Source organism: Stenotrophomonas sp. STEN033 (assembly GCF_056856655.1).
In genome coordinates this window covers 1-21,875 of record NZ_JBXFWM010000060.1, presented here as the reverse complement: position 1 = coordinate 21,875, position 21,875 = coordinate 1, and the positions used below count along the sequence as shown (strand labels likewise).

Sequence of the window (21,875 nt, the reverse complement as noted above, 5' to 3'; positions counted from 1 at the left end):
ATGCCTGCGGTGAATGCCAGCTGCCGACGCGCAAGCGCGGGTGCATGGCTGTCGTTTACACTGGCCCGTCGTTTCAGACCGAGCACAGGTGTCACCCTCAGGGAGCACTGGAGCCTGCCATGACCCACCGACCTTCTTCCCGTTTCCAGATCACCCCGCGCGGTGGTGCGAGCACGCGCCCGGCTTGGGTGCCGATCGCCCTGCTGGCCGGCGCCTGGCTGCTGTCGCTGTTGCTGGTTGGCTGGCTGGCAGCGCGCTTTGCCTCGCCCGATGCCGGCGGACTGCGCGAGAAACTGCGCCAGAGCGAGGCTCTGGTGAGCCAGCAGCGCGGACAGCTTGACGAGCTGCGCCAGCGCCAGGCCACGCTGGAGGCCTCGGACAGGATCAGTCGCGCCGCCAACAACGAGGTGCAGGCCTCGCTGGCCGAGCGCGATGAGGAAATTGCCGGTCTGCGCGCCGATGTCGCCTTCTATGAACGGCTGGTCGGCTCCACCAGCCAGCGCAAGGGTCTGAATGCCCATTCGGTGGAGTTCAGTCCCGAGGCGGCCGGCACCTGGCATTACAGCGTGGTGCTGACCCAGAACCTCAACCGGGGGGCGATCAGCCAGGGGCAGATGCGGTTCTCGGTCGAGGGCGTGAAGGACGGAAAGCTGACAACGGTCAGCTGGGATGACCTACATCAGCGAAAAGGCGTGCCAGGGCAGGATTATTCCTTCCGTTATTTCCAACAACTGGACGGTAGCGTGATGCTGCCCCGGGATTTCACACCGCAACGTGTGCGAGTCTCCCTGTCCGGATCCGGGGGGAGCTCCAACCAGACATTCGATTGGAAACTCGCCGGCAACGGCAGAGGGGAATAAACATGTTCAAAAGCAAGTCCAAGCACGACACCGACCTGTCCGTCGACGCGTTGATCGGTTCCCAGGTGGAAATCCGCGGCGATGTGGTGTTCAGCGGCAGCCTGTATGTGGAAGGCCGCATCCTGGGCAAGGTAATTGCCGAGGAAGGCTCCAAGGCGATGCTGACCCTGGCTGAACACGGTCGCATCGAAGGTGAGGTACGTGCCGCAGTGGTCGTGCTCAGTGGCAGCATGGAAGGCGACGTCCATGCCAGCGAGCGCATCGAGCTGACGCCCAGCGCCCGCGTCACCGGCAATGTGCATTACACCGTGGTGGAAATGAGCGCCGGGGCGCAGCTCAATGGCCGCCTGCTGCATACCGCGGCAATGGCCGCGCTGCCGGCACCGGATGCCAAAGTCGCCGAGAAGTCCAAGAAAGCTGAAGCCGCTGCGGCTTGAAACAGGGGCTTTCCGCCCCCATCCTGAGCACCATGAGCACCCTAGTTTCCCTGCCCGGCGTTCAGCCGGCGCCTGACTACCAGTCCCTGGACCGCCCGCTGAACTTCACCCCGGCGGCTGCTTCCAAGGTGCGTGAGCTGATCCAGGACGAGGGCAACGACGCACTCGCCCTGCGTGTCTACATCCAGGGCGGCGGTTGCTCCGGTTTCCAGTACGGTTTTGAATTCGATGAGAACCGTGCCGAAGATGATCTGGCGGTAATCACCGAGGGCGTGACCCTGCTGGTCGATCCGCTGAGCCTGCAGTACCTGATGGGCGCCGAGGTGGATTACAGCGAAAGCCTGACCGGTGCCCAGTTCGTGATCCGCAACCCCAACGCCCGCACCACCTGCGGTTGCGGTAGCAGCTTCTCGGTCTAAACCCTTCCAGGCCGCAGCTTGGCGGCTTGCAAGCCTGCTGCTTTGTCGTCAGGCTCTGGCGGATGCTGAAACCTGAATCCCGTTTTGCCGGGCACGCCTTTGTCGGGGCGCCCTTGGACCGTGCCGATGCCCTGCGGGGCGATGCCGATGCGCTGGCGGCCTTGTGGCCGACCGCCCAGGTGTTGGTGTTGGATGCCGATGGCACCGCGTTCGCAGATGATCAAGGGCAACCGGCGCTGTTCAATGGTGGCGACCTGGGCGGTGGCGCCGGCGCGGCGACTTTCCTGGGGCTGCTTGATGGCCGCGCCTGGTTTGCCGCGGAGGCGGCGACGCTGACCGTGCAGGCGCCGCAGCGCATGGACCTGCGGCAGGCAGCGGTGAACTGGCCGGCCGCGTTGGCCGACATCTTCTGCTATGCGCGCGGCATGTCGTACTGGCATTCGCGCAATCGATTCTGTGGTGTCTGCGGCGGGCCGGTGCGTTTCGGCCGCTTCGGCTTCATCGGCCATTGCGATCAATGCCGCACCGAGCACTACCCGCGGGTGGATCCGGCGGTGATTGTCGCGGTCGAGAACAATGGCCGGCTGCTGCTGGGGCGGCAGAGCAACTGGGTGGCGCGCCGTTACTCGGTACTGGCCGGTTTTGTCGAACCCGGTGAAACCTTCGAACAGACCGTCGCCCGTGAAGTATTCGAAGAGGCGCGGGTGCGGGTGATCCAGGCGCATTACCAGGGGACCCAGCCATGGCCGTTCCCGGGCGCCTTGATGGTGGGTTTCCGTGCCAGTGCCCACGACGACGTGCCGACAGTGGATGGTGAGCTGGAGGATGCGCGCTGGTTCAGCGTCGACGAGGTGGGCGCGGCCCTGCAGCGTGATACCGACGATGACGGGCGGGGCATCCTGCTGCCGCAGCGGTTGTCGATTGCCCGCACCCTGATCGAACAGTGGTACCAGAGCCAGCGCCAGTGAGTGCGCTCCGCCAGCGTCCGGACCGGGCCGGGCAAGCCCGGCAGGGCCTACAATCGCAGGCAGGAGGGATCGCATGTTCACAACCTTGGTAGCGGTAATCGCCGCACTGGTGCTGGGTCATCTGGCGCCCGCATTGATGGCCTCGCTGCGTGATTGGCGCTGGTTCGGGCGCTGGTTGGGCTGGCTGCGTGCGCAGCAGGGTGAATCGCCCGGACGCTACACGGTGTTGCTGGCGATCCTGCCCTGCGTGCTGTTGGTTGGCCTGGTGCAATGGATCCTGGCCGAGCGCCTGTTCGGGCTGCCGTCGCTGGTGTTCGGCGTGGTGCTGTTGGCCCTGTGTTGGGGGCCGCGCGACCTGGACCGCGATGTCGAGGCGGTGATTGATGCCGAGGATGCCACCGCTGCAGGGCTGGCCGTGTCGAAACTGCAGTCGGCCGGTGGCAGCCTGCGCGAGGATGCGCCCGGCCTGGTCGAAGCGACCGTGGTCAATGCACTGCGGCGCTGGTTTGCGCCATTGTTCTGGTTCCTGCTGCTGGGGCCGCTGGGGGCGGTGCTGTATCGCCTGTTGGCGCAGTCCGCGCAGGGGCCGCAGAGCGTGCAGCTGTCCAGCGAGGAACGTCGTGCGGGGGATTGGCTGCTGGCGGTGCTGGAGTGGCCGGTCGCGCAGCTGATGACGCTGTCGATGGCGCTGGTTGGCAATTTCGATACGGTGTTTTCGGCCTGGCGCAGCGCTGCGGGCAACCGTTGGGCGCTGCAGCTGGGTTTCCTCGCCGAAGCCGCACGCGCCAGCGTGGGCGCCGAGTTGGTTGAAGAGGCCGAGGAAGCGCGGCTGGCCGGGCAGGTGCCGGTCGACGAGCGTTATCCGGAGCTGCGCGATGCGATGAGCCTGGTCTGGCGCACGCTGCTGCTGTGGATGGCGCTGCTGGCGCTGCTGGTGATTGCTGGCTGGGTGGGCTGAGCCAGCACGAATCGGGGGCGGCCGTAGCCCGGGTAAGCGCAACGCACCCAGGAAGCAGGAATCTGGTCGGGTTCAAGGCTGTTGGACGGAGCCCCAGGTGTGCTGCGCTTACTTGGGCTACGTGAATGCCGTGCCTGCTTTCAGCCCGGTGCGAGCAGGTTGAACGGGTACCAGGGCAGGTTGCGCAGCAACCAATAGGAAACGATCAGTACCAGCCACGGGATCGGCCGTGCGAACAGCCGCACCAGCCAGCCCAGTTTTGCCGGCCATAGCCCGGCGCCATGCAGGGCCATCACCAGCACCGGCACGATCGACACGATCAACAGCGGGTTCATCGCCATCGCCTGCGGCAGATCCAAGTGGACCAAGGCGTGCAGGCAGCGGGTGCTGCCGCAGCCCGGGCACCACAGTCCGGTCAGCGCATAGAACGGGCAGGGAGGGAGCGGATTGCCAGGGACATTGGGGTCGACCCGGCTCAGTATCGCCACCGCGCCCACGCTGATGCCGGCAATCGCGGCCAGGGGCAAGTAACGCAGCAGATGTTGCGGGAACTGCATATCAGCAAACAGGCCGGCCGCTGGCGGCCGGCCCGTTGGGTTCATCAGTAGCTGGAAGCGCCGCTCATCGCGCCGCCAACACCGAGCACCATGACCAGCACGATGTACAGGATGGTGACGACGATGCCTGCGCCAGCGGCGTAGATCGCCCACTTCTTGGCCTTGTCGGCGGCATCACGGGCGCCGGCGATGTCACCGGCAGCCAGCAGGCCGTTGACCTTGGCAGCGTTGATGATCGACACGATGCCCAGCGGCAGGCAGCAGAACAGGGTGGACAGGATTGCCCAGACGAGGTTGTTGGATACGGCGGGACTGCTTGTATTCACGTAAAACTCCTTGTTGAAAAATCAGCGTGACTTGCAGGCATTCGCCGCAGTCAGCGACGAGATGATCATTGTGGCAACCCAGCATAGCGGCCACGTGATGAAACCGATGAAGACAAAACACAGCAGAAAGTTGACGAACGACAGCGCCCAGTAGCCGAACATGATGATCAGCCCGGTGGCGACGTTGCCCGCGTACAGATGACCAATACCGAAAACCTGGAAAAACCCCGGCAGCACTTCCAGCAACGCTGCTATCCCGCCGGATTTCTGCGGATGATAGTAGTGGTGTACCTGCTGCGGCGCGGAGGGCGGCGCAGGGGGTACAGCTGGCAGTGTTGGCGTGGCGTTGTCCATATATCCCCTTGCTCCTGAGCTGTGCCGCGGTCCCCGGCAGACACATAGGGCGCTAGCCTAGCCACTTGTCCTATTTCTGGAAAGTGGTCTTGCCTACTTAAGCTTCATCACCACGCAGCTTGCGGACCAGTAATTCGAGTTGTGGGGCATCGGTTTGGCCGCCATCGACCGGTGGTCCGGCGACAACCTCGATGTGTGCGCGGAAGCGGCGCGGTACCCGCATCTGTCCCAGCCGGCTGTCACGGCGGCTCCACATGCTGGACCACATGCCCTTCAGTGCCATCGGGACTACCGGCACAGGACGCCGCGCCAGGATCTTCTCCACCCCCGACTTGAAGGCGGCAATCTCGCCATCCTTGGTCAGGGCACCTTCGGGAAAGATGCAGACCAGCTCGCCCTCGGCCAGTGCCGCATCCACCTCATCGAAGGCGCGCTGCATCAGTGCGGCATCTTCCTTGGGGCTGGCGATGGGAATGGCCTTGGCGGTCTTGAAGATCCAGCGCATCACCGGGATGTTGAAGATCCGGTAATACATGACGAAGCGGGCCGGACGCGGGATCACCGCCGACAGGATCAGCGCATCCATGTAGCTGACGTGGTTGCAGACGATCAGCGCGGCGCCTTCATCGGGCACATTGTCTTCCACGCCCTTGACCCGCAACCGGTACAGGGTGCGCACCATCACCCAGCTCAGGAAGCGCATCAGGAACTCGGGCACGATGCTGAAGATGTAGACCGCGACCACGATGTTGGCGATGGCAAGTGCCAGGAACACCTGCGGGATGGTCCAGCCCAGCAGGCGCTGGCTGAGCAGGCCGAGGACGGCGGCCAGCACGATGAAGCCGGAGTTCTGGATGTTCAGCGCGGCGAACACGCGCGACATTTCCGATTTCGGTGTGCGGCTCTGGATCAGCGCGAACAACGGCACCACGAAGAAGCCGGTGAACAGGCCGATGCCGAGCAGGTCGATGATGATGCGCCAGCTGCCGGGCTGCTGGACGAAGCCGGCAACGTCCAGGCCCGATACGGTCACCGCACCGGTACGGGCGAAGTACAGATCGAGCAGGAAGGCGCTCATTCCGAATGCACCCAGTGGCACCAGGCCGATCTCGACGATGCGTCCGGACAGCTTCTCGCACAGCAGTGAGCCGACGCCGGTGCCCAGCGAAAACAGCGCCAGCGCGAAGATGTACAGCACCTCGTCGCCGCCCAGGTTGACCACCGCATAGGTCGGCAGCTGCGAGGTGAGCACGGTGCCAAAGAACCAGAACCACGACACCCCGAGGATGGCATTGCGTACCGCCTTCTGCTTCTTGGCCAGGCGCAGCACCGCCAGTGATTCGCTGATCGGGTTCCAGTTGATCTTCAGATCCGGTGCGCCGGCATCCACGCGCGGGATCATGCGGGCGGTGAAGTTGCCGATCAGCGCCAGCGCGATGATGGCAACCGCAGCGACGATTGGCCCATGGGTGCCCGCCAGCGCAAAGATCATGCCGCCGGCAATCATGCCGGTGAGGATGGAGATGGACGTGCCCATTTCCACCAGTCCGTTGCCACCGGTCAGTTCCTCGGGCTTGAGGATGGACGGCAGCACCGAGTATTTGACCGGGCCGAACAGGGTGGACTGCAGGCCGGTGCAGAACAACGCCACCAGCAGCACCGGCATGTTCTGGGTAAGGAAGCCGACCGCCGCCAGTGACATCACCACGATCTCCATGGTGGTGGTGATGACGATGAGCTTCTGCTTTTCCAGCTTCTCGGCGATCTGTCCGGCAAGTGCCGAGAACAGGAAATAGGGCAGGATGAACAGTGCCGGCGCCAGGTTGGTATACAGCGTGCGTTCTTCGCTGCTGACGCCCAGGTAGAACAGCAGGCCGATGATCGCCTGGCGGTAGATGTTGTCGTTGAAGGCGCCCAGCGCCTGGACGATGAAGAACGGGAGGAAGCGGCGCTGCGTGAGCAGGGCGAACTGGTTGTGGCCGGACATCGTGACTCCTCGGTGCTGCGCGGCACATTAGCAGAACCGCATGTCGCTATTGATCAAGCCGCGCGCGTATTGCAGAAGCCTCTCAGGCCGGGCCCGCAGGCAGCAGGTCCAACAAGGCGCGCGCGGCCGGGGTGGGGTCGGCTCGCCATACCGCGCAGGTACGGAAGCGGAATGGTTCGACCAAGGGCCGTACGAGCGTGCGCTGCATGCGTGCGGCCATGCTGTCGGGAACCACCGCCACCGCCAGGCCGGCGGCGACCAGTTGCTGTTGCAACTCGCTGTGGGTGACCTCGTATTGCAACTGGGCCTGGACGCCGCGTTCGCGCAGGGCGTCATCCAGCATGCGTCGCACGCCGGCGCCGGGTACCAGCGCCGCCAAGGGCAGGCCTTGCAGCGCCTGCAACGGGATAGCCGCGAGACTGGCCAGCGGATGATCGGTTGGCATTACCAGCGACAGACCTTCCTCATGCAACAGGCGGTGCTGCGGCGGCAGGGTGATCTGTGGACCCACCCCGACCAGCGCCACGTCCAGGTTGCCGGCTTCCACTTCGGCCAGCAGCAGATCGCTCATGCCGGCCTTCAGGTGGACCTCCACCGCAGGATGGGCGGCCCGGAACGCTGCCAGCAAGGCAGGGACATCCACCACGTTGAGCGAGGTGATCTGGCCGATGTTGATGCGGCCACGCACCGTGCCCAGGGTCAGTGCCATTTCCTCCTGCAGGCGTGCGGCGGCCTGCAGGGTCAGCCGGGCGTTGTGCAGGAATACCTCGCCGGCAGCGGTCGGCCGTACCCGGCGGTGGCTGCGCTCGAACAGGCGGGTGCCGAAGGCATCCTCCAGCCGGGCGATCTGGTGGCTCAGTGCCGATTGCACGGTGTGGCAGCGGGCTGCCGCGGCGGTGAAGCCACCTTCCTCGGCCACGGCGACGGCGAATTCGAGCTGGCGCAGGGTGAACATGCCATCACTGAAACAGATGGATGGGATGAAAACAATACATTGGCGTCATTGATGGCGGCGGCCCAGACTTACCGCAGTTCCTGCCGTGGCCTCCCCATGAATACCCCCGTCTCCCACTCGCCCCATCGCCCCTTGAGCCAGGCCCAGGTCCTGCTGCTGGCTGCCGCCACCGGCCTGATCGTGGCCGGCAACTACTACGCGCAGCCCTTGCTGCAGATCCTGGCCGAGGCATTCCGGATCGGCGCCGACACGGCGGGCTGGGTGGTGACGGTGGCGCAGCTGGCTTACGCCGCCGGCCTGTTGTTGATCGTGCCGCTGGGTGACCGGCTGGAACGCCGCCGACTGATCGTCGCCCTGTTCGTGCTGGCGGCGGTGGGCCTGGCGATCAGCGCCACCGCGACCCATTTCGTGCAGCTGCTGGCAGGCACCGCCCTGTCCGGCCTCAGTGCGGTGGCGGCGCAGGTCATCGTGGCGCATGCGGCGGGTCTGGCCGAGCCGGAACATCGGGGCAGGGTGGTGGGCACGATCATGGCTGGCCTGCTGTTGGGCATCCTGTTGGCGCGCACTGCCTCCGGCGTACTGGCCGGGCTGGGTTCCTGGCACACCATTTACTGGGTGGCCTGCATTGCCTTGCTGGTGCTGGCGGTGGTGCTGGCACGCTTGCTGCCGACGCACCAACCCAGTGCCAGCCTGTCCTATCCGCGCCTGATCGGTTCGGTGCTGGCCTTGCTGCGAGATGAGCCCTTGCTGCGCCAGCGCTCTGTGCTGGGTGGCCTGCTGTTTGCCGGCTTCAGCGTGTTCTGGACGCCGCTGGCCTTTCTGTTGTCGGGCCCGGCTTACGGTTACTCGATTGCCACTATTGGTCTGTTTGGTTTGATTGGTGCGGCAGGTGCGTTGGCTGCCAGCAGTGCCGGCAAGCTCAGCGATCGCGGTCATGGCCGCGCGGTGGCGCTGGGTGGCCTGCTGATGATGCTGTTGTCGTGGTTGTTGCTGGCGTTCGCGCCGGTGTCGCTGGCGGCGCTGATCGTGGGCGTGCTGATGCTGGATATCGCCGTGCAGGCGGTGCATATCAACAACCAGAGCGTGATCTACCAGCTGGATGAGAGCGCCCGCAGCCGTATTACCTCGGCCTATATGACCTGCTATTTCATCGGCGGTGCCAGTGGCTCGGTGCTGAGCACGATGGCCTGGACGCGCTATGGCTGGAACGGCGTCTGCGCGCTGGCGGCGTGTTCGCGGTGATCGGCCTGCTGGTGTACTTCATGCCGGTGCGCAAACAAGCCACAAAGAATGTGGGAGCGGCGTAAGCCGCGAAGCCGATAGCGCCACCGTCGCCGAAGGGCGTACATGCCAGGCTTTTTCAGGAGCGGCGTAAGCCGCGAAGCTGGCAACCGTTCCGTTGATGGATCTTCTGCGCACAGAGCTGTAGATCGGTGGTTGAGGACTGACGCCAAAGCCAAAGCCAAAGCCAAAGCCAAAGCCAAAGCGTCCCCCCATCCGCCCTTCGGGCACCTTCCCCCGCAGGCGGGAGAAGGGACAGCCACAGCCACAGCCACAGCCACAGCTAGATCCGCAGCCAATCACTTGTAGGAGCGGCGTGAGCCGCGAAGCTGGCGATGGTGACGTTCCTGGATTGCATGCGATCTGAGCGGCTGGGTCCTATGCCGTATGGGAAAAACAAAAAGCGAAATCAACGGCACCCCTCCCCAACCCTCCCCTGTGCTCCGCGCAAGGGAGGGGGTAACAGCAACTAGGCCGGCGACATCGCTTCTTCCGCCGACGCCCTCAGCTTCGGCAACAGTCGCAGCATCAAGGCCAGCTGGGTACGCACCAGTCGCGACTTCTCATCGATCTCATCCGGCATCTGCTCCAGCGCATCTGCCAGTGCGATCTCATCTTCCTGTGGGTCCGCCGGCTGGCGTCTGCCCAAGGCTTCAGACAATGCAGCCAAGGACTGCTGCAGCTGCCGATGCCCGCCCGCAACCAGCGCATCTTCATTGACTGCATCCGCCTGCGCACGATGCGCACCCAGCGCCGACAGATAGCCCAGCAAGGTGTTGGACAGGGCGAGGAAGCGGAAGCCCGCATCCAGATTGCCGCGTGCATAACCCGGCTCACGCAGCATGTTCGCCAACGCCACCGATAGGGCGACGTCGGCGTTGTGCATGTCGCGGCGGGCGATGCGGTAGGGCAGGTCGTCGCGCATGCCGCTGCGGTACTGGCCCAGTACTTCATCCAGGTAGGCGGTGCTGGTGGCGATCACCTGTGCCATCACCTTGTGCAGGCGCCGGCCTTCCCAGTCGGGCAGGATCAACAGCGAGGCGATGGCGGCGATCACGCAGCCGATCAAGGTGTCGAGGAAGCGCGGCCAGATCAGCACGAAACCATTGCCGATCAGGTTGAAGCACAGCAGCGCCATTACCGTGATCGCGGCGGTGGCCAGCAGGTAGCGGTCGGTGCGGGTGATGAAGAACAGCAGCGCTGCCGCCAGCGCCAACAGCAGTTGCAGGCCAGTGCCGGGGAACAGCTGCATCAATGCCCAGGTCACGCCCAGGCCGAGCAGGGTGCCGGCGATACGTTGCACCAGCCGCAGGCGGGTGGCGCCAAAGTTGGGCCGGCAGACGAAGACGATGGTCAGCAGGATCCAGTAACCGTTCTCCGGGTGCACCAGCTTCAGCAGGGCATAGCCGGCAATCAGCGCCAGACCGATGCGCACGCCATGGCGGAACAGCAGCGAGCCTGGGGTCAGGGCCTGGCGCAGGCGGGTGCCCATTTCGCGCAGGGTGTGCGGCGAGGAATCGCGCAGGCGGGTGTCGATGCCTTCCAGCGGGGTATCCGCCAGTGCGGCTTCGGACAGCTGCCGCTCGATGCTGGTCAGGTTGGCCGCCAGCAGTTGCAGCGAGCCCAGCAGGCGCGTCCACTGCGGATTGCGCTGCTCACGCAGGTACTGCAGCGAAGACTGCAGGTCCTGGCCGGCGACGCGGGTGCGTTCGCCATAGTCGAACGGCTGGCGCAGGCGGATGGCCTCGCCCAGCGTTTGGCAGGCCTTGCCCTGCAGTGACAGCAGGCGCCGGCAGCGGAACAGCACGTCGCTGTGGAAGAAGGCCTCGGCCAGGGCTTCATACGGATAGTGCGAGGAGCTGGCACGCTCGTGGAAGTCCTGCGCCATGTAATACAGGCGGAAGTACAGGCCTGACTGCACGCCGGGCCGACCAGAGCGGCCGAAGCGGCTGAGGATGGCGGTCTTGGCGATGTTCAGTGCCTGCACCACGCGCACGTTCTGCTCAGCCAGCGCCAGGCGGCGTGCTTCCAGATTGCCGTGCCGCACCGGCTCGAACAGGTCGGCCTTGAGTTGCAGATAATGGCCGAGCTCGAAGAACAGCCGCGCCAGCCGTTCGCGTACCGGGCGGTTGGCGAACATCGCCGTCCACAGGATCGACAGCAGGCCGTACCAGGCGGCGCCAACCAGCAGCGGGACCACCTCGCGCAGCGCCTGTTGCTGGCTGACGTTGTGGTGCTGGTCCATCGCGATCATCGCGTAGATCGCCAGCGTCACTGTGGCCTGGCCGATGGAGGCATAGCGCTCGCCCAGCGCGCCGAGCAGGGTCAGGCCGAAGGCGGTCAGTGCCAACGCGCTGATGAAGGGAACCGGGTAGGGGAAGAGCGCGATGACCGCCGCCGCAGCAGCGGCAAAGCACAGCAACGACAACAGCACGGATTTTGTACGGCCCCACCAGTTGTCATCGGTCTCGGCGATGGCGCTGGCGATGATGCCCAGGAACAGGCCGGGGATGGCTTCGATGTGGCCGTCGTACCAGCCATAGGCGATGGCGGCGGTGAGGGCGATGAACACGCGCAACCCGTAGCTGGCTTTTTCGTGGGCCCAGAGTTGGCCGAGGTGACGGTCGAGGCGGCGCATGCCGGAAGCGTGGACTCGCGGGGATCAGGTTGTCAGCTTGCGGTGCCGTGGCGATGCAGGCAAGCGCGAACCGTCTGCAAGTGTGCAGGGCTCAGCCTGCGGTATTGGCCGCGCGCATGAAATCGAGGAACACGCGCAGCTTGGGTGCCAGTTGTTCGCGCGATGGGTAATAGAGATGGAAGCCGGGATAGGGCGGTTGCCAGTCATCGAGCAGTCCATGCACGCGACCCGCGTCGATGTCGGCGCGGGCGATGGCTTCGAATATCTGCAGCAGGCCAAGCCCGTCGCGCGCTGCCTGCAAGGCCAGCGTGCTGTCGTTGAGCAGCAGAGGCCCGCTGACATCGAGGGTGAAGTCGCGCTGATCACGGCTGAACTCCCAGGGCATCACCCGGCCATTGCTGTTGCGGTGACGGATGCAGGCATGGCCGATCAGTTCTTCCGGTGTTTGCGGTGTGCCATGCCGCTGCAGATACGCCGGCGCGGCGACCACGGTCCAGCGCATGGGTGGCCCCAACGGCACCGCGATCATGCCATCGGCCAGCGCCTCGCCCAGGCGGATGCCGGCATCGAAGCCCTCGCCCACCACATCGATCAGCGCCGCCTGCATCGACAGCTCCACTTCCACCTGCGGGTAGACGGCGTGGAAGGCGGGCAGGTGTGGCAGCAGCAGGTACTCGATGGCGAAACGCGGCGCGGTGATGCGCAACTGCCCCGTCGCCACGTCGCGGTTGGCTTCCACCGCATGCAGCGCCTCGCCGATCCGGGCCAGCGCCGGCGCGGTGTCCAGCAACAGGCGCTGGCCGGCCTCGGTCAGGCCAACCCGGCGGGTGGTTCGTTGCAGCAGACGGGTGCCGAGCCGGCGCTCCAGGTTGCGGATGGTCTGCGACAAGGCCGACGGCGAGACCGCCAGCTCGATGGCTGCCTGACGGAAGCTGGCATGCCTGGCCACGCAGGCGAAGGCTGCCAGAGCCGGCAACAGGGCGGGATCTACTGTGAAGTCAGGCTTCATGGTCAATGCGGAGTATCCGCCTTTATCGACATAGTGGCGAGGGCCTACAGTTGCCTCCGTCCTTTCCCCCGCTGGAGTCGCCGATGAAAACCCGAGTTCTGGGCCGCAATGGTCCTGTTGTTTCCGCACTTGGCCTGGGCTGCATGGGCATGAGCGCGTTCTATGGTGGCCGCGGCGATGATGCGGCCTCGATTGCGGTGATCCACCGCGCGCTGGAGCGCGGCGTGACGCTGTTGGATACCGCCGACATGTATGGCCCGCATACCAATGAGGTGCTGGTGGGCAAGGCGATTGCCGACCGGCGCGCGCAGGTGTTCCTGGCCACCAAGTTCGGTGTGCGGCTGGATCCCAATGATCCGCAGGCGCGCGGTGTCGATGGTCGTCCGGAATACGTGCAGGCGGCCTGCGAGGCCAGCCTGCAGCGCTTGGGTGTGGATCATATTGATCTGTACTACCAGCACCGTGTTGATCCGCAGGTGCCGATCGAGGACACGGTGGGGGCGATGGCGCGGCTGGTCGAGCAGGGCAAGGTGCGTTACCTGGGCTTGTCCGAGGCCGCACCGGAGACGATCCGTCGCGCGCATGCGGTGCATCCGATCACCGCGCTGCAGACCGAGTATTCGCTGTGGTCACGCGAGCCGGAGCAGAATGATGTGTTGGCGACGGTGCGTGAGTTGGGTATTGGCTTCGTGCCGTACTCGCCGCTGGGCCGTGGCTTCCTGACCGGTGCGATCCGCAGCCCGGCCGATTTCGAGGACGGTGATTACCGCCGCAACTCGCCGCGCTTCCAGGGCGAGAACTTCGATAGGAATCTGGCTTTGGTTGAGCAGGTCAATGCAATTGCTGCCGACAAGGGTGTGACACCGGGGCAGTTGGCGTTGGCCTGGGTATTGGCGCAGGGCGATGACCTGGTGCCGATTCCGGGCACCAAGCGTTTGCCGTATCTGGAGGAGAATCTGGGTGCGCTGGAGGTGGTGTTGGGTGCGCAGGACCTGGCGCGGATCGACGCAGTGTTCCCGGTGGATGCAGCGGCGGGCCTGCGTTATCCGGCGGCGAGCATTGGCAGCGTGCATCGGTAACACCCGGCAGGCTTCAACTGTAGAGCCGAGCCATGCTCGGCTGGGGCGTTCCCCAAAACCCCCTCTGCCGAGCATGGCACGGGACGACATTTGTGCGCCCACCCATGCGCCGCAGGCGCAGGGGAGGGGTTGGGAGGGGTGAGGCACCGCTTACTGCTGCTCGCGGGCGATCGCGCGCCAGCCGATGTCGTTGCGGTGGAACTCGTTGGCCCAGTGGATCCTGGCAACGCCTGCATACGCATGCTGCTGCGCATCACCAACGCTGTCTCCCAGCGCAGCAACACACAGCACGCGGCCACCGGCGCTGACCACGTTGCCGTCAGCGTCCAATGCCGTACCCGCATGGAATACCTTGGCACTGGCCGGCACATCATCCAAACCGCTGATCACATCACCGGTGATCGGGGTTTCCGGGTAGGGCTTGGCGGCCAGCACGACACCAAGCGACGGACGCGGGTCCCACTGCGCTTCCACGCCGGCCAGCGCGCCATCAATGGCGGCTTCGACCAGATCCACCAGATCCGACTGCAGGCGCAGCATCACCGGCTGGGTTTCCGGGTCGCCAAAGCGCACGTTGAACTCGATCACCTTGGGCGCGCCGCTGGCATCGATCATCAGGCCGGCATAGAGGAAGCCGGTGAACGGCACGCCGTCGGCGATCATGCCGGCCACGGTGGGCTCCACCACCTCGCGCATCACCCGCGCATGCACGTCCGGGGTCACCACCGGTGCCGGTGAATAAGCGCCCATGCCGCCGGTATTGGGGCCGGTATCGCCATCGCCCACGCGCTTGTGGTCCTGGCTGGTGGCCATCGGCAGTGCGATGCGGCCGTCGACCATCGAGATGAAGCTGGCTTCCTCGCCTTCGAGGAACTCCTCGATCACCACGCGTGCACCGGCATCGCCGAAGGCATTGCCGCTGAGCATGTCGTGCACGGCGGCTTCGGCTTCTGCCATCGTCATCGCCACGATCACGCCCTTGCCGGCGGCAAGACCGTCGGCCTTGATCACGATGGGCGCGCCCTTCTCATGCAGGTAGGCCAGCGCGGAATCCACTTCGGTATGCACGGCGTAGTACGCGGTGGGAATGCCGTGGCGGGCAAGGAAATCCTTGGCAAAGGCCTTGCTCCCTTCCAACTGCGCGGCGGCCGCGGTCGGCCCGAAGATGCGCAGGCCGGCCTGGCGGAAACGGTCGACCACGCCCAACACCAGCGGCACTTCCGGGCCCACCACGGTCAGGCCCACGGCCTCGTCCTGCGCCAGTTTCAGCAAGCCCTCGATGTCGGTGACCTTGATCGCGACATTGCGGCACTTGCCTTCGGTGGCGGTGCCGGCGTTGCCGGGGGCGACGATGACTTCGCTGACGCGCGGTGATTGCGCCAGCTTCCAGGCCAGTGCGTGTTCGCGGCCGCCAGAGCCGATGACGAGGAGTTTCATGGGGTCGGTTCCTGTGGGAAGGGGGCGGAAAAGCTCAGGGGTTGAGTGCCGTGCGTGCGGGCGATGTGCGCGCCTTGCGCATCAATCGCAGCTTTCGATCTGCATGCCCGGCGGAATCAGGTAGCGCGCCTGCGCGCTGTCGTAGGCGATGCTGTGGGTCTTGTTGGCAGCCCCCGCGCAGCCCCGGCCTTTCTCCTGCACGCGCAGCGGCCAATTGGCGAGCTGCGGCTGGCTGTTGTCGGGTGTCGCGTCGAAGTTCAGGTCCAGGCGGCCATGCGAACAGTTGCCGGAGGCATTGCAGTCGATGGCGTTGCGATCATCCAGATGGCTGCGCAGCCAGCCTGCGCTGGACAAGGTCTTGCCGCCATCGAACACGTACCAGGCGCGGTTGCGCATTGCTGCGCCGACTACCACCAGTTCGTCGTCGACCTGGAAACCCCAGGCATCGGCACCCATCTGCAGGATCGTGACAGTGCCCGGTTTGCCGCCGGTGCCGCTGCCCTGGCCGAGCAGTTCGGCAGCAACGCTGACGCCGTCATCGGCGGCGCGTTGCAGGACGATGAAATCGGTGCTGCCCAGCTCAATCGGGCTGGCGTCGTCGTACGTGGTGCAGATTGCCAGCATGCGGTAGTTGCCGTTCTGCACGCTGATGCTCTGGTCGGCGCAGATGTCGCGATGCACCGGGCGGGCCTGCCCCAGATCGGCATCACTCAGTTGCTGCGCCCACTGCCCCTGCAATTGCACGGCGCTGCCATAGCGCTCCTGCAGTACCGCCATCACCCCAGCCTCGTAGCTGAGCTTCGGCTTTGCTGCCGGAGTGTCGCTCTGTGCGGGCGTGCCCTGCTGGCACGCGGCCAGCAGGGCGACGGCGAGCAGGGAAATCAAACGCGGGAAAACCCTGGTCGCCATGTGCCAGCTCTCGGTAACGGAATCAGTGACGGAAGTGACGCACGCCGGTGAACACCATGGCGATGCCATGTTCGTCGGCAGCAGCGATCACTTCGTTGTCACGCATCGACCCACCCGGCTGGATCACCGCGGTGATGCCGGCTTCGGCGGCGGCGTCCAGGCCGTCGCGGAACGGGAAGAACGCATCGGATGCCATCACCGAGCCCGGCACCACGAGGCCAGCATCCGCCGCCTTGATGCCGGCGATGCGGGCGGAGTAGACGCGGCTCATCTGGCCGGCGCCAACACCGATGGTGCGCTCGTCCTTGGCGTAGACAATCGCGTTGGACTTGACGTACTTGGCCACGCGCCAGGCGAACAGCAGATCGCGCAGCTCGGCCGCGGTCGGCGCGCGCTGGGTGACGGTCTTCAGTTCGTCGGCGCGCATGCCGCGGTTGTCGGCGCTCTGCACCAGCAGGCCCGAACCGATGCGCTTGGTGTCGTAGTTGTTGCGGGCATCGCCGGCCGGGATGCGCAGCACGCGCACATTGGCCTTCTTGGTGGCGTAATCCAATGCGGCCGGCTCGTAATCCGGTGCGATCAGCACTTCGACGAACTGGCGGTCGAGGATGGCCTTGGCGGTTGCCGCGTCCAGCGTGCGGTTGAAGGCGAGGATGCCGCCGAAGGCGCTGGTCGGGTCGGTGTTGTAGGCCATCTCGTAGGCGGCGCCGACATCGGCAGCCACGGCCACGCCGCACGGGTTGGCGTGCTTGACGATGACGCAGGCTGGCACGTCGAACTGGCGCACGCATTCCCAGGCGGCGTCAGCGTCGGCCAGGTTGTTGTAGCTCAGTTCCTTGCCCTGCAGCTGCACGAAGGTGGCCAGGGTGCCCGGCACCGGGTACAGGTCGCGGTAGAACACGCCGCTCTGGTGCGGATTCTCGCCGTAGCGCAGGTCCATGACCTTGATGAAGGAGGAATTCATCTGTGCCGGGTATTCATTGCGCACCGGCACCGCAGCGCTGGTGTCGGTCACGGCCGACAGGTAGTTGCTGATCGCCGCGTCGTACTGGGCGACGCGGTTGAACGCGGCCACCGACAGTTCAAAGCGCTTGGCAGCCGACAGCTTGCCGTCGTTGCTGGCCAGTTCGACCAGCAGTGCGTCGTACTGGTCCGGGCTGGTCGCCACGGCGACGCGTGCGAAGTTCTTGGCCGCGCTGCGCAGCATCGCCGGGCCGCCGATGTCGATGTTCTCCACCGCGTCGGCGAGCGTGCAGTCGGCCTTGGCGGTAACCGATTCGAACGGGTACAGGTTCAGCACCAGCAGGTCGATCGGGGCGATGCCGTGCTCGGCCATTACCGCGTCATCGGTACCGGCGCGGCCGAGCAGGCCGCCGTGCACCATCGGGTGCAGGGTCTTGACCCGGCCGTCCATCATTTCCGGGAAGCCGGTGACATCGGACACGTCCTTGACCGGCAGGCCGGCCTCGCGGATCGCCTTGGCGGTACCGCCGGTGGACAGCAGCTCGACGTTGCGGGCGGCCAGGGCACGGGCAAGTTCGACCAGACCGGTCTTGTCGGAAACGGACAGCAGGGCCCGGCGGACAGGCAGCAGATCAGCAGACATGGGGAGGCAGGGGAAGCGGAAGCGGGCCCGTATTGTAGCCGCGCGGTCACACAGAAGCAGGGTGTAGTGCCGAGCCATGCTCGGCAGGGGCCTTCCCAGCAATGCACATGTAGTGCCGAGCCATGCTCGGCAGGGGCTTTCCCAGCAATGCACATGTAGTGCCGAGCCATGCTCGGCAAGGGGCCTTCCCAGCAATGTACGACGGCGGGGATTACCGGTAACGCTTCTGCCGAGCATGGCTCGGCACTACGGGCAGCCCAGGGCTTTACGCCAGCCCGTATTCCTTCAACTTCTTGCGCAGGGTGGCGCGGTGGATGCCCAGCAATGCCGCGGCGCGGCTCTGGTTGCCTTCGCAGTGGTTCAACACTTCCACGAACAACGGGATTTCCATCTCGCGCAGCACGATCTCGTACACGTCGTCGGCGTCGCAGCCGTCCAGATCGCGCAGGTAGCGCCGTACGGACTGGGCAACGTGTTCGCGAAGCGGCGGCTTCGGAGCGCCACGACTGGTGTCAGGACGGGTGGGGGCAGCGTTCAAGGAGAGTTCCCGGGTTCAGCAAGGTCGGGCGCTTTGGCCCGGCATGGGGGAGGGAGTCTAGCGCGTGGGCCGTGGGCCTGCCACGCCATTGTCCCGTGTTTACTGAAATTCGAAGCTGAAGGCGACCGTGGCCGCGGCCGGCTCGCGCAGCCGGAATGACACCTGCGCGCTCTGTCCGGGCTCCAGTCTTGCCTGGGGATCTGCCGCTGGCCCGAGGTATTCGGCCGGTTGCAGCGTGCGGCGGCCGATCACCCGGCCATCGGCGTCGGACAGCGACAGCCGCAACGCCGGCCAGGCCTGGGCCCAGCGGGCGTCGTTGCGGAAACTGGCCTGTACCTGCAATGCGCCTGCCTGTCCCGGGACCGGGCGGATGTCGCGGCTGAGCATGCTGAACGCGCCGGGCTCATGCCACGGCGGCAGGCTGCAACGCAGCACCGTGCACAGACCGCTGACCAAGGGACGGGTGCCTGCATCGGCGGCCAGACGGGCGCGGTCGGCAATGATGATCTGCAGACCGAGCAGCAGCGCCAACGCCAGCACCAAACCCCATTGCCAGCGCGGCGTGTCGGCTGCTGGCGCGGCCTGCGTGCGGTTGTCGCGGGCGAAGCTGGGGGCGACAGCTGCTGCGGCCTGACCGGCCTCCTCCTCGTCTTCGTCTTCGTCCGCGGACCCGCGGACGATGGCCGGACTTTCGATGCCCATGCCTTCGCTGACAACGCTGCTATCTGCCGCTGCAACAGCCGCCTCCTGTTCGACCGGCTGGGCGTCGTGAGGCTCAGCCTTGATCGGTTCCACCGCTGCGGGCGGCAGCTCCAGCTCCAACTCCGGTGCGATGACCGTGCAGTCGTCAGTCGGGGTGGCAGGCAGGTTCGTCGGCGCAGCCGGCTTGCGCGCGTCTGCTGCCGGCGTGTTGGCGGGGCCTTGCAGGAAGGTGGCCAGGGAAGGCTGGGTGGGCGTGGTTTCGTCAGTCATGGCAGGGCAGGCTGAGGCACTGGCCCCATTCAAGCACGGCGCACGCCGGTGATGCGCATCCAGTCGCCATCCTGGGTGGCTTCAAGCTGGTCGAACCAGGTTGCGTAACGCTCCAGCAGTTCGCCTTCCTGGCCGTGCAGGATGCCGGACAGTGCAATCTGCCCGCCGGCAGCGACGCGCGCGGCAAGCAGTTCGGCCAGGGCGTCCAGCGCCGAGGCCAGGATGTTGGCCACCACCACCGGGTAGGTGGCGACCGGCTCGTCTTCCGGCAGGTAGGCGGCGATATGCACGCCATTGCGCTCGCCGTTGTCGTGGGTGGCGATCAAGGCCTGCGGATCGTTGTCCACACCCACCGCCTTGGCGGCACCCAGCTTCAGCGCCGCCAGGGCGAGGATGCCCGAGCCGCAGCCAAAGTCGAGCACGGTGTTGCCGGCCAGCTTGCCCTCGGCCGAGAGCTGGTCCAGCCAGCGCAGGCACAGCGCGGTGGTCGGGTGGGTGCCCGAGCCGAAGGCCAGGCCTGGGTCCAGGCGCACGATGGCGGCGTCAGCGGTCTGCGCGGCCTCCGGCAGTTCGTGGTTCCACGGCACGATCCAGGTGCGTTGGCCGAACTGCATGGGCTGGAACTGGTCCAGCCAGGCGCGTTCCCAGTCTTCGTCCTGCACGGCGCGGAAGCTGGCGTGGGTCCAGTCCAGGCCCGGATCGAAGGCCTCCAGCGCGGCCAGCAAGGCCAGCGCATTGGTATCAGCCGGGAACAGCGCGCTCAGGGTCAGCTCGTTCCACAGCGGGGTTTCGCCCACGCCCGGCTCCAGGATCGCGCGCTCGTTGCTGGTATCGGCGTCGGCGTCGAGCATGGTCACCGCCAGCGCGCCGACGTCGTCGAGGGCATTCTCGTAACGGGGCTGGGTGGCTTCGGAGCAGCGCAGGGTCAATTCGAGGAAGGGCATGGCGGCGTACGGCAACGGCGGGACAGGGCACGCATCCTAGACGAGGCGCGCACCAATTGCGCGTTCAGCTGGCCGATTCATCCGGCCCGGCCACGGGTATTGATAGAATTCAGGACCTATTACCGCGTAACGGGCTGCCGCTTCCCATGCTGTCGTTGCTGGCCAGAAAACCCTGGTATCTATTGGTGCTGCCTGCGGCAGTGCTGATGGCTGCATTGGGCGTTCGCAGCGGCAGTTTCCTGCACGGGGACACGGCGGAAGTGGTGGCGGCCAGCAATGGCGCCGCCGCCGAAGTGACCGCGCCGCTGCTGGCTGCCGCTACCGTTGTGCCCGAGCAATCCACTGCGGTTGCTGCGGGTCTGCCGCTGGACCTGCGCGCATCCTTCGAGAACGGCAGTGACCTGTATGCCTATGCCCACCAGCTGCAGGTAGCCGCGGATGCAGGCAATGCCGAGGCGGGCTGGGTGGCGAGCCGCATCTACGATTACTGCGGCGTGTTCGCGATGGACCCTTCGGGTTATGCATTGGACAGCGCCGCATTGCAGCGCATGGATCTCAATGCGATTTCCGCGATGCTGGCCGCGCGTGGCAGGGTGCGCCAGGGGTGCGCGGGTTTCACCGCTGCCGATGACCTGGGCCGTGCGCGCGTGCTGCAGCAGCGCCGGGCCTCGGCCAAGGCCGGCAATCTGGCGGCCGAAGCGGCCTTGCTGTCGATGGGAGAGCCCTTGAGCGAAACCCCCAGGTACCGGCGTGAGTTGGTTGAGCGGGTGCAGTCCTCGTTGGACCCGGAGGCCTTCCTTGCGATCTCCGGGGCGATGGGCACCGCAGCGGCCGGGGACGATGCCTACAAGGGCATGGTTGCGGGCACCCAGTTCAGCCAATTGGCGTGGCAGGTGGCTGCCTGCCAACTGGGTCTGGCCTGTGGGCCGGAAAGTGCGTTGATGGTGGCGTATTGCGCCAATGGTGGGATCTGTTCGCGCGATCCCAGGCAGGATTTTGAGTCATTCGTTTACGACGCTGCGGTACCGCGGCAGGGTGTGGAAAAAATGAACGAGATGGTCAGCAGCTTGCGCAATGCGCAGCGAGGTGTGCGATGAACTACCGACGTTTCATGCACGGTGCAAAATTCTGGATCTGGGTCGTGTTGTTCGTGGCCTATTCGGCGGGCGCGGTCGGCGTGGTGCTGATCGATACCTATGAAGACCGCTACCGAGCGCTGTCCAAGATCAAGCTGACCACCGTCAAATCCGACGAGGACCTGCGCCGTGCCGGCGCCACCCAGGCGGCGGCGGTGTACCGCGCGCAGAGCGGCATGCCGTTCAACACCTTGCAGCCGGGCAGCAGCTTCCAGATCGTATGGCCGGACGGTTCGGTGGAAACGGTGACGGTGGTGGATCCGTCCTCGCCGCTGGGCACCGAGCCGCTCAAGGGTACGGTGGTGGAAGCCGAGTAAACCGGTGTTTCCAGCAGGCACAAAAAAGGCGGGGATTCCCGCCTTTTTTTGTGCCTGTTGGCGGGTGTAGGGCCGCCCCTTCCTGGGCAGCGGCCTGACCGGCAATCCCCATGCCGACCAGGGCTCGGCCCTACATTCCTGCTCCCTCCCTTTCGCGCAGCGAAGGGGAGGGTTGGGGAGGGGTAAGC

Annotated in this window: 22 protein-coding genes; 9 read left to right on the top strand and 13 right to left on the bottom strand. The window is 65.7% G+C overall.

Going from position 1 to position 21,875, the window contains the following annotated elements:
- Positions 1-119: 119 nt before the first annotated feature.
- The 5 genes from AC1VXC_RS16705 (at position 120) to ampE (ending at position 3,642) form a co-directional block, all read left to right on the top strand.
- Positions 120-860 (top strand): DUF6776 family protein, encoded by a 741-nt coding sequence (locus AC1VXC_RS16705; RefSeq protein WP_313170856.1) that lies wholly within the window; start codon positions 120-122, stop codon positions 858-860.
- Positions 861-862: 2 nt separating this feature from the next.
- Positions 863-1,297, top strand: a complete 435-nt coding sequence (locus tag AC1VXC_RS16700; RefSeq protein ID WP_313170854.1) for a bactofilin family protein — start codon at positions 863-865, stop codon at positions 1,295-1,297.
- Positions 1,298-1,329: 32 nt separating this feature from the next.
- The gene (gene erpA / locus AC1VXC_RS16695) at positions 1,330-1,716 is read left to right on the top strand and encodes an iron-sulfur cluster insertion protein ErpA (protein WP_313170852.1); all 387 of its coding nucleotides are present in this window, start codon (positions 1,330-1,332) and stop codon (positions 1,714-1,716) included.
- Positions 1,717-1,778: 62 nt separating this feature from the next.
- Positions 1,779-2,684, top strand: coding sequence for an NAD(+) diphosphatase (nudC, locus tag AC1VXC_RS16690; protein ID WP_481539390.1), 906 nt, complete (start codon positions 1,779-1,781; stop codon positions 2,682-2,684).
- Positions 2,685-2,757: 73 nt separating this feature from the next.
- Positions 2,758-3,642: a regulatory signaling modulator protein AmpE gene (gene ampE / locus AC1VXC_RS16685; protein WP_481539389.1), complete on the top strand. Its 885-nt coding sequence runs from the start codon at positions 2,758-2,760 to the stop codon at positions 3,640-3,642.
- Positions 3,643-3,782: 140 nt separating this feature from the next.
- Here the strand turns inward: ampE and AC1VXC_RS16680 are convergent, their stop codons facing one another.
- The 5 genes from AC1VXC_RS16680 to AC1VXC_RS16660 all read right to left on the bottom strand — a co-directional run bounded on the left by AC1VXC_RS16680 (position 3,783) and on the right by AC1VXC_RS16660 (position 7,821).
- The gene (locus AC1VXC_RS16680) at positions 3,783-4,199 is read right to left on the bottom strand and encodes a DUF2752 domain-containing protein (protein WP_313495161.1); all 417 of its coding nucleotides are present in this window, start codon (positions 4,197-4,199) and stop codon (positions 3,783-3,785) included.
- Between the two features lie 44 nt (positions 4,200-4,243).
- The gene (locus AC1VXC_RS16675; RefSeq protein WP_313170846.1) at positions 4,244-4,525 is read right to left on the bottom strand and encodes a CD225/dispanin family protein; all 282 of its coding nucleotides are present in this window, start codon (positions 4,523-4,525) and stop codon (positions 4,244-4,246) included.
- 21 nt (positions 4,526-4,546) lie between these two features.
- Complete coding sequence (locus AC1VXC_RS16670; RefSeq protein ID WP_313170844.1) at positions 4,547-4,879, bottom strand: hypothetical protein; 333 nt, start codon at positions 4,877-4,879, stop codon at positions 4,547-4,549.
- A 97-nt stretch (positions 4,880-4,976) separates the two neighbouring features.
- The gene (locus AC1VXC_RS16665) at positions 4,977-6,866 is read right to left on the bottom strand and encodes an MFS transporter (RefSeq protein ID WP_313170843.1); all 1,890 of its coding nucleotides are present in this window, start codon (positions 6,864-6,866) and stop codon (positions 4,977-4,979) included.
- Positions 6,867-6,948: 82 nt separating this feature from the next.
- Complete coding sequence (locus AC1VXC_RS16660) at positions 6,949-7,821, bottom strand: LysR family transcriptional regulator (protein ID WP_481539388.1); 873 nt, start codon at positions 7,819-7,821, stop codon at positions 6,949-6,951.
- 96 nt (positions 7,822-7,917) lie between these two features.
- On the opposite strand from AC1VXC_RS16660, the gene AC1VXC_RS16655 reads away from it, so the two are divergent.
- Positions 7,918-9,063 carry an MFS transporter gene (locus AC1VXC_RS16655; RefSeq protein WP_481539387.1) on the top strand — a complete coding sequence of 382 codons (1,146 nt, stop codon included), beginning with the start codon at positions 7,918-7,920 and terminating at the stop codon, positions 9,061-9,063.
- A gap of 508 nt (positions 9,064-9,571) precedes the next feature.
- On the opposite strand, the gene yccS is transcribed toward AC1VXC_RS16655, so the two are convergent.
- On the bottom strand, positions 9,572-11,740 hold the full coding sequence (gene yccS / locus AC1VXC_RS16650; RefSeq protein WP_313170837.1) for a YccS family putative transporter: 2,169 nt from the start codon (positions 11,738-11,740) through the stop codon (positions 9,572-9,574).
- A gap of 91 nt (positions 11,741-11,831) precedes the next feature.
- Complete coding sequence (locus tag AC1VXC_RS16645; protein ID WP_481539386.1) at positions 11,832-12,749, bottom strand: LysR family transcriptional regulator; 918 nt, start codon at positions 12,747-12,749, stop codon at positions 11,832-11,834.
- An 83-nt stretch (positions 12,750-12,832) separates the two neighbouring features.
- Between AC1VXC_RS16645 and AC1VXC_RS16640 the strand changes: the two genes are divergently transcribed.
- A complete protein-coding gene (locus AC1VXC_RS16640) occupies positions 12,833-13,828 on the top strand; it encodes an aldo/keto reductase (protein ID WP_313170834.1) in 996 nt (331 codons plus the stop codon).
- Positions 13,829-13,978: 150 nt separating this feature from the next.
- On the opposite strand, the gene purD is transcribed toward AC1VXC_RS16640, so the two are convergent.
- The 6 genes from purD to prmA all read right to left on the bottom strand — a co-directional run bounded on the left by purD (position 13,979) and on the right by prmA (position 20,234).
- Positions 13,979-15,265, bottom strand: coding sequence for a phosphoribosylamine--glycine ligase (gene purD, locus AC1VXC_RS16635; protein WP_481539941.1), 1,287 nt, complete (start codon positions 15,263-15,265; stop codon positions 13,979-13,981).
- Positions 15,266-15,346: 81 nt separating this feature from the next.
- Positions 15,347-16,174 carry a hypothetical protein gene (locus tag AC1VXC_RS16630; protein WP_481539940.1) on the bottom strand — a complete coding sequence of 276 codons (828 nt, stop codon included), beginning with the start codon at positions 16,172-16,174 and terminating at the stop codon, positions 15,347-15,349.
- Positions 16,175-16,196: 22 nt separating this feature from the next.
- Positions 16,197-17,780, bottom strand: a complete 1,584-nt coding sequence (gene purH / locus AC1VXC_RS16625; protein WP_481539939.1) for a bifunctional phosphoribosylaminoimidazolecarboxamide formyltransferase/IMP cyclohydrolase — start codon at positions 17,778-17,780, stop codon at positions 16,197-16,199.
- A gap of 265 nt (positions 17,781-18,045) precedes the next feature.
- Complete coding sequence (fis, locus tag AC1VXC_RS16620; protein WP_057626401.1) at positions 18,046-18,318, bottom strand: DNA-binding transcriptional regulator Fis; 273 nt, start codon at positions 18,316-18,318, stop codon at positions 18,046-18,048.
- 99 nt (positions 18,319-18,417) lie between these two features.
- Positions 18,418-19,290, bottom strand: coding sequence for a DUF3426 domain-containing protein (locus AC1VXC_RS16615; RefSeq protein WP_482995072.1), 873 nt, complete (start codon positions 19,288-19,290; stop codon positions 18,418-18,420).
- Positions 19,291-19,319: 29 nt separating this feature from the next.
- Entirely contained in the window at positions 19,320-20,234 is a 915-nt protein-coding gene (gene prmA, locus AC1VXC_RS16610) for a 50S ribosomal protein L11 methyltransferase (RefSeq protein ID WP_313170823.1), read from the bottom strand.
- Between the two features lie 146 nt (positions 20,235-20,380).
- Between prmA and AC1VXC_RS16605 the strand changes: the two genes are divergently transcribed.
- Complete coding sequence (locus tag AC1VXC_RS16605) at positions 20,381-21,331, top strand: hypothetical protein (RefSeq protein WP_313170821.1); 951 nt, start codon at positions 20,381-20,383, stop codon at positions 21,329-21,331.
- Entirely contained in the window at positions 21,328-21,687 is a 360-nt protein-coding gene (locus tag AC1VXC_RS16600) for a hypothetical protein (RefSeq protein WP_313170820.1), read from the top strand. The genes AC1VXC_RS16605 and AC1VXC_RS16600 overlap by 4 nt, the downstream gene beginning before the upstream one ends.
- Positions 21,688-21,875: the final 188 nt, after the last annotated feature.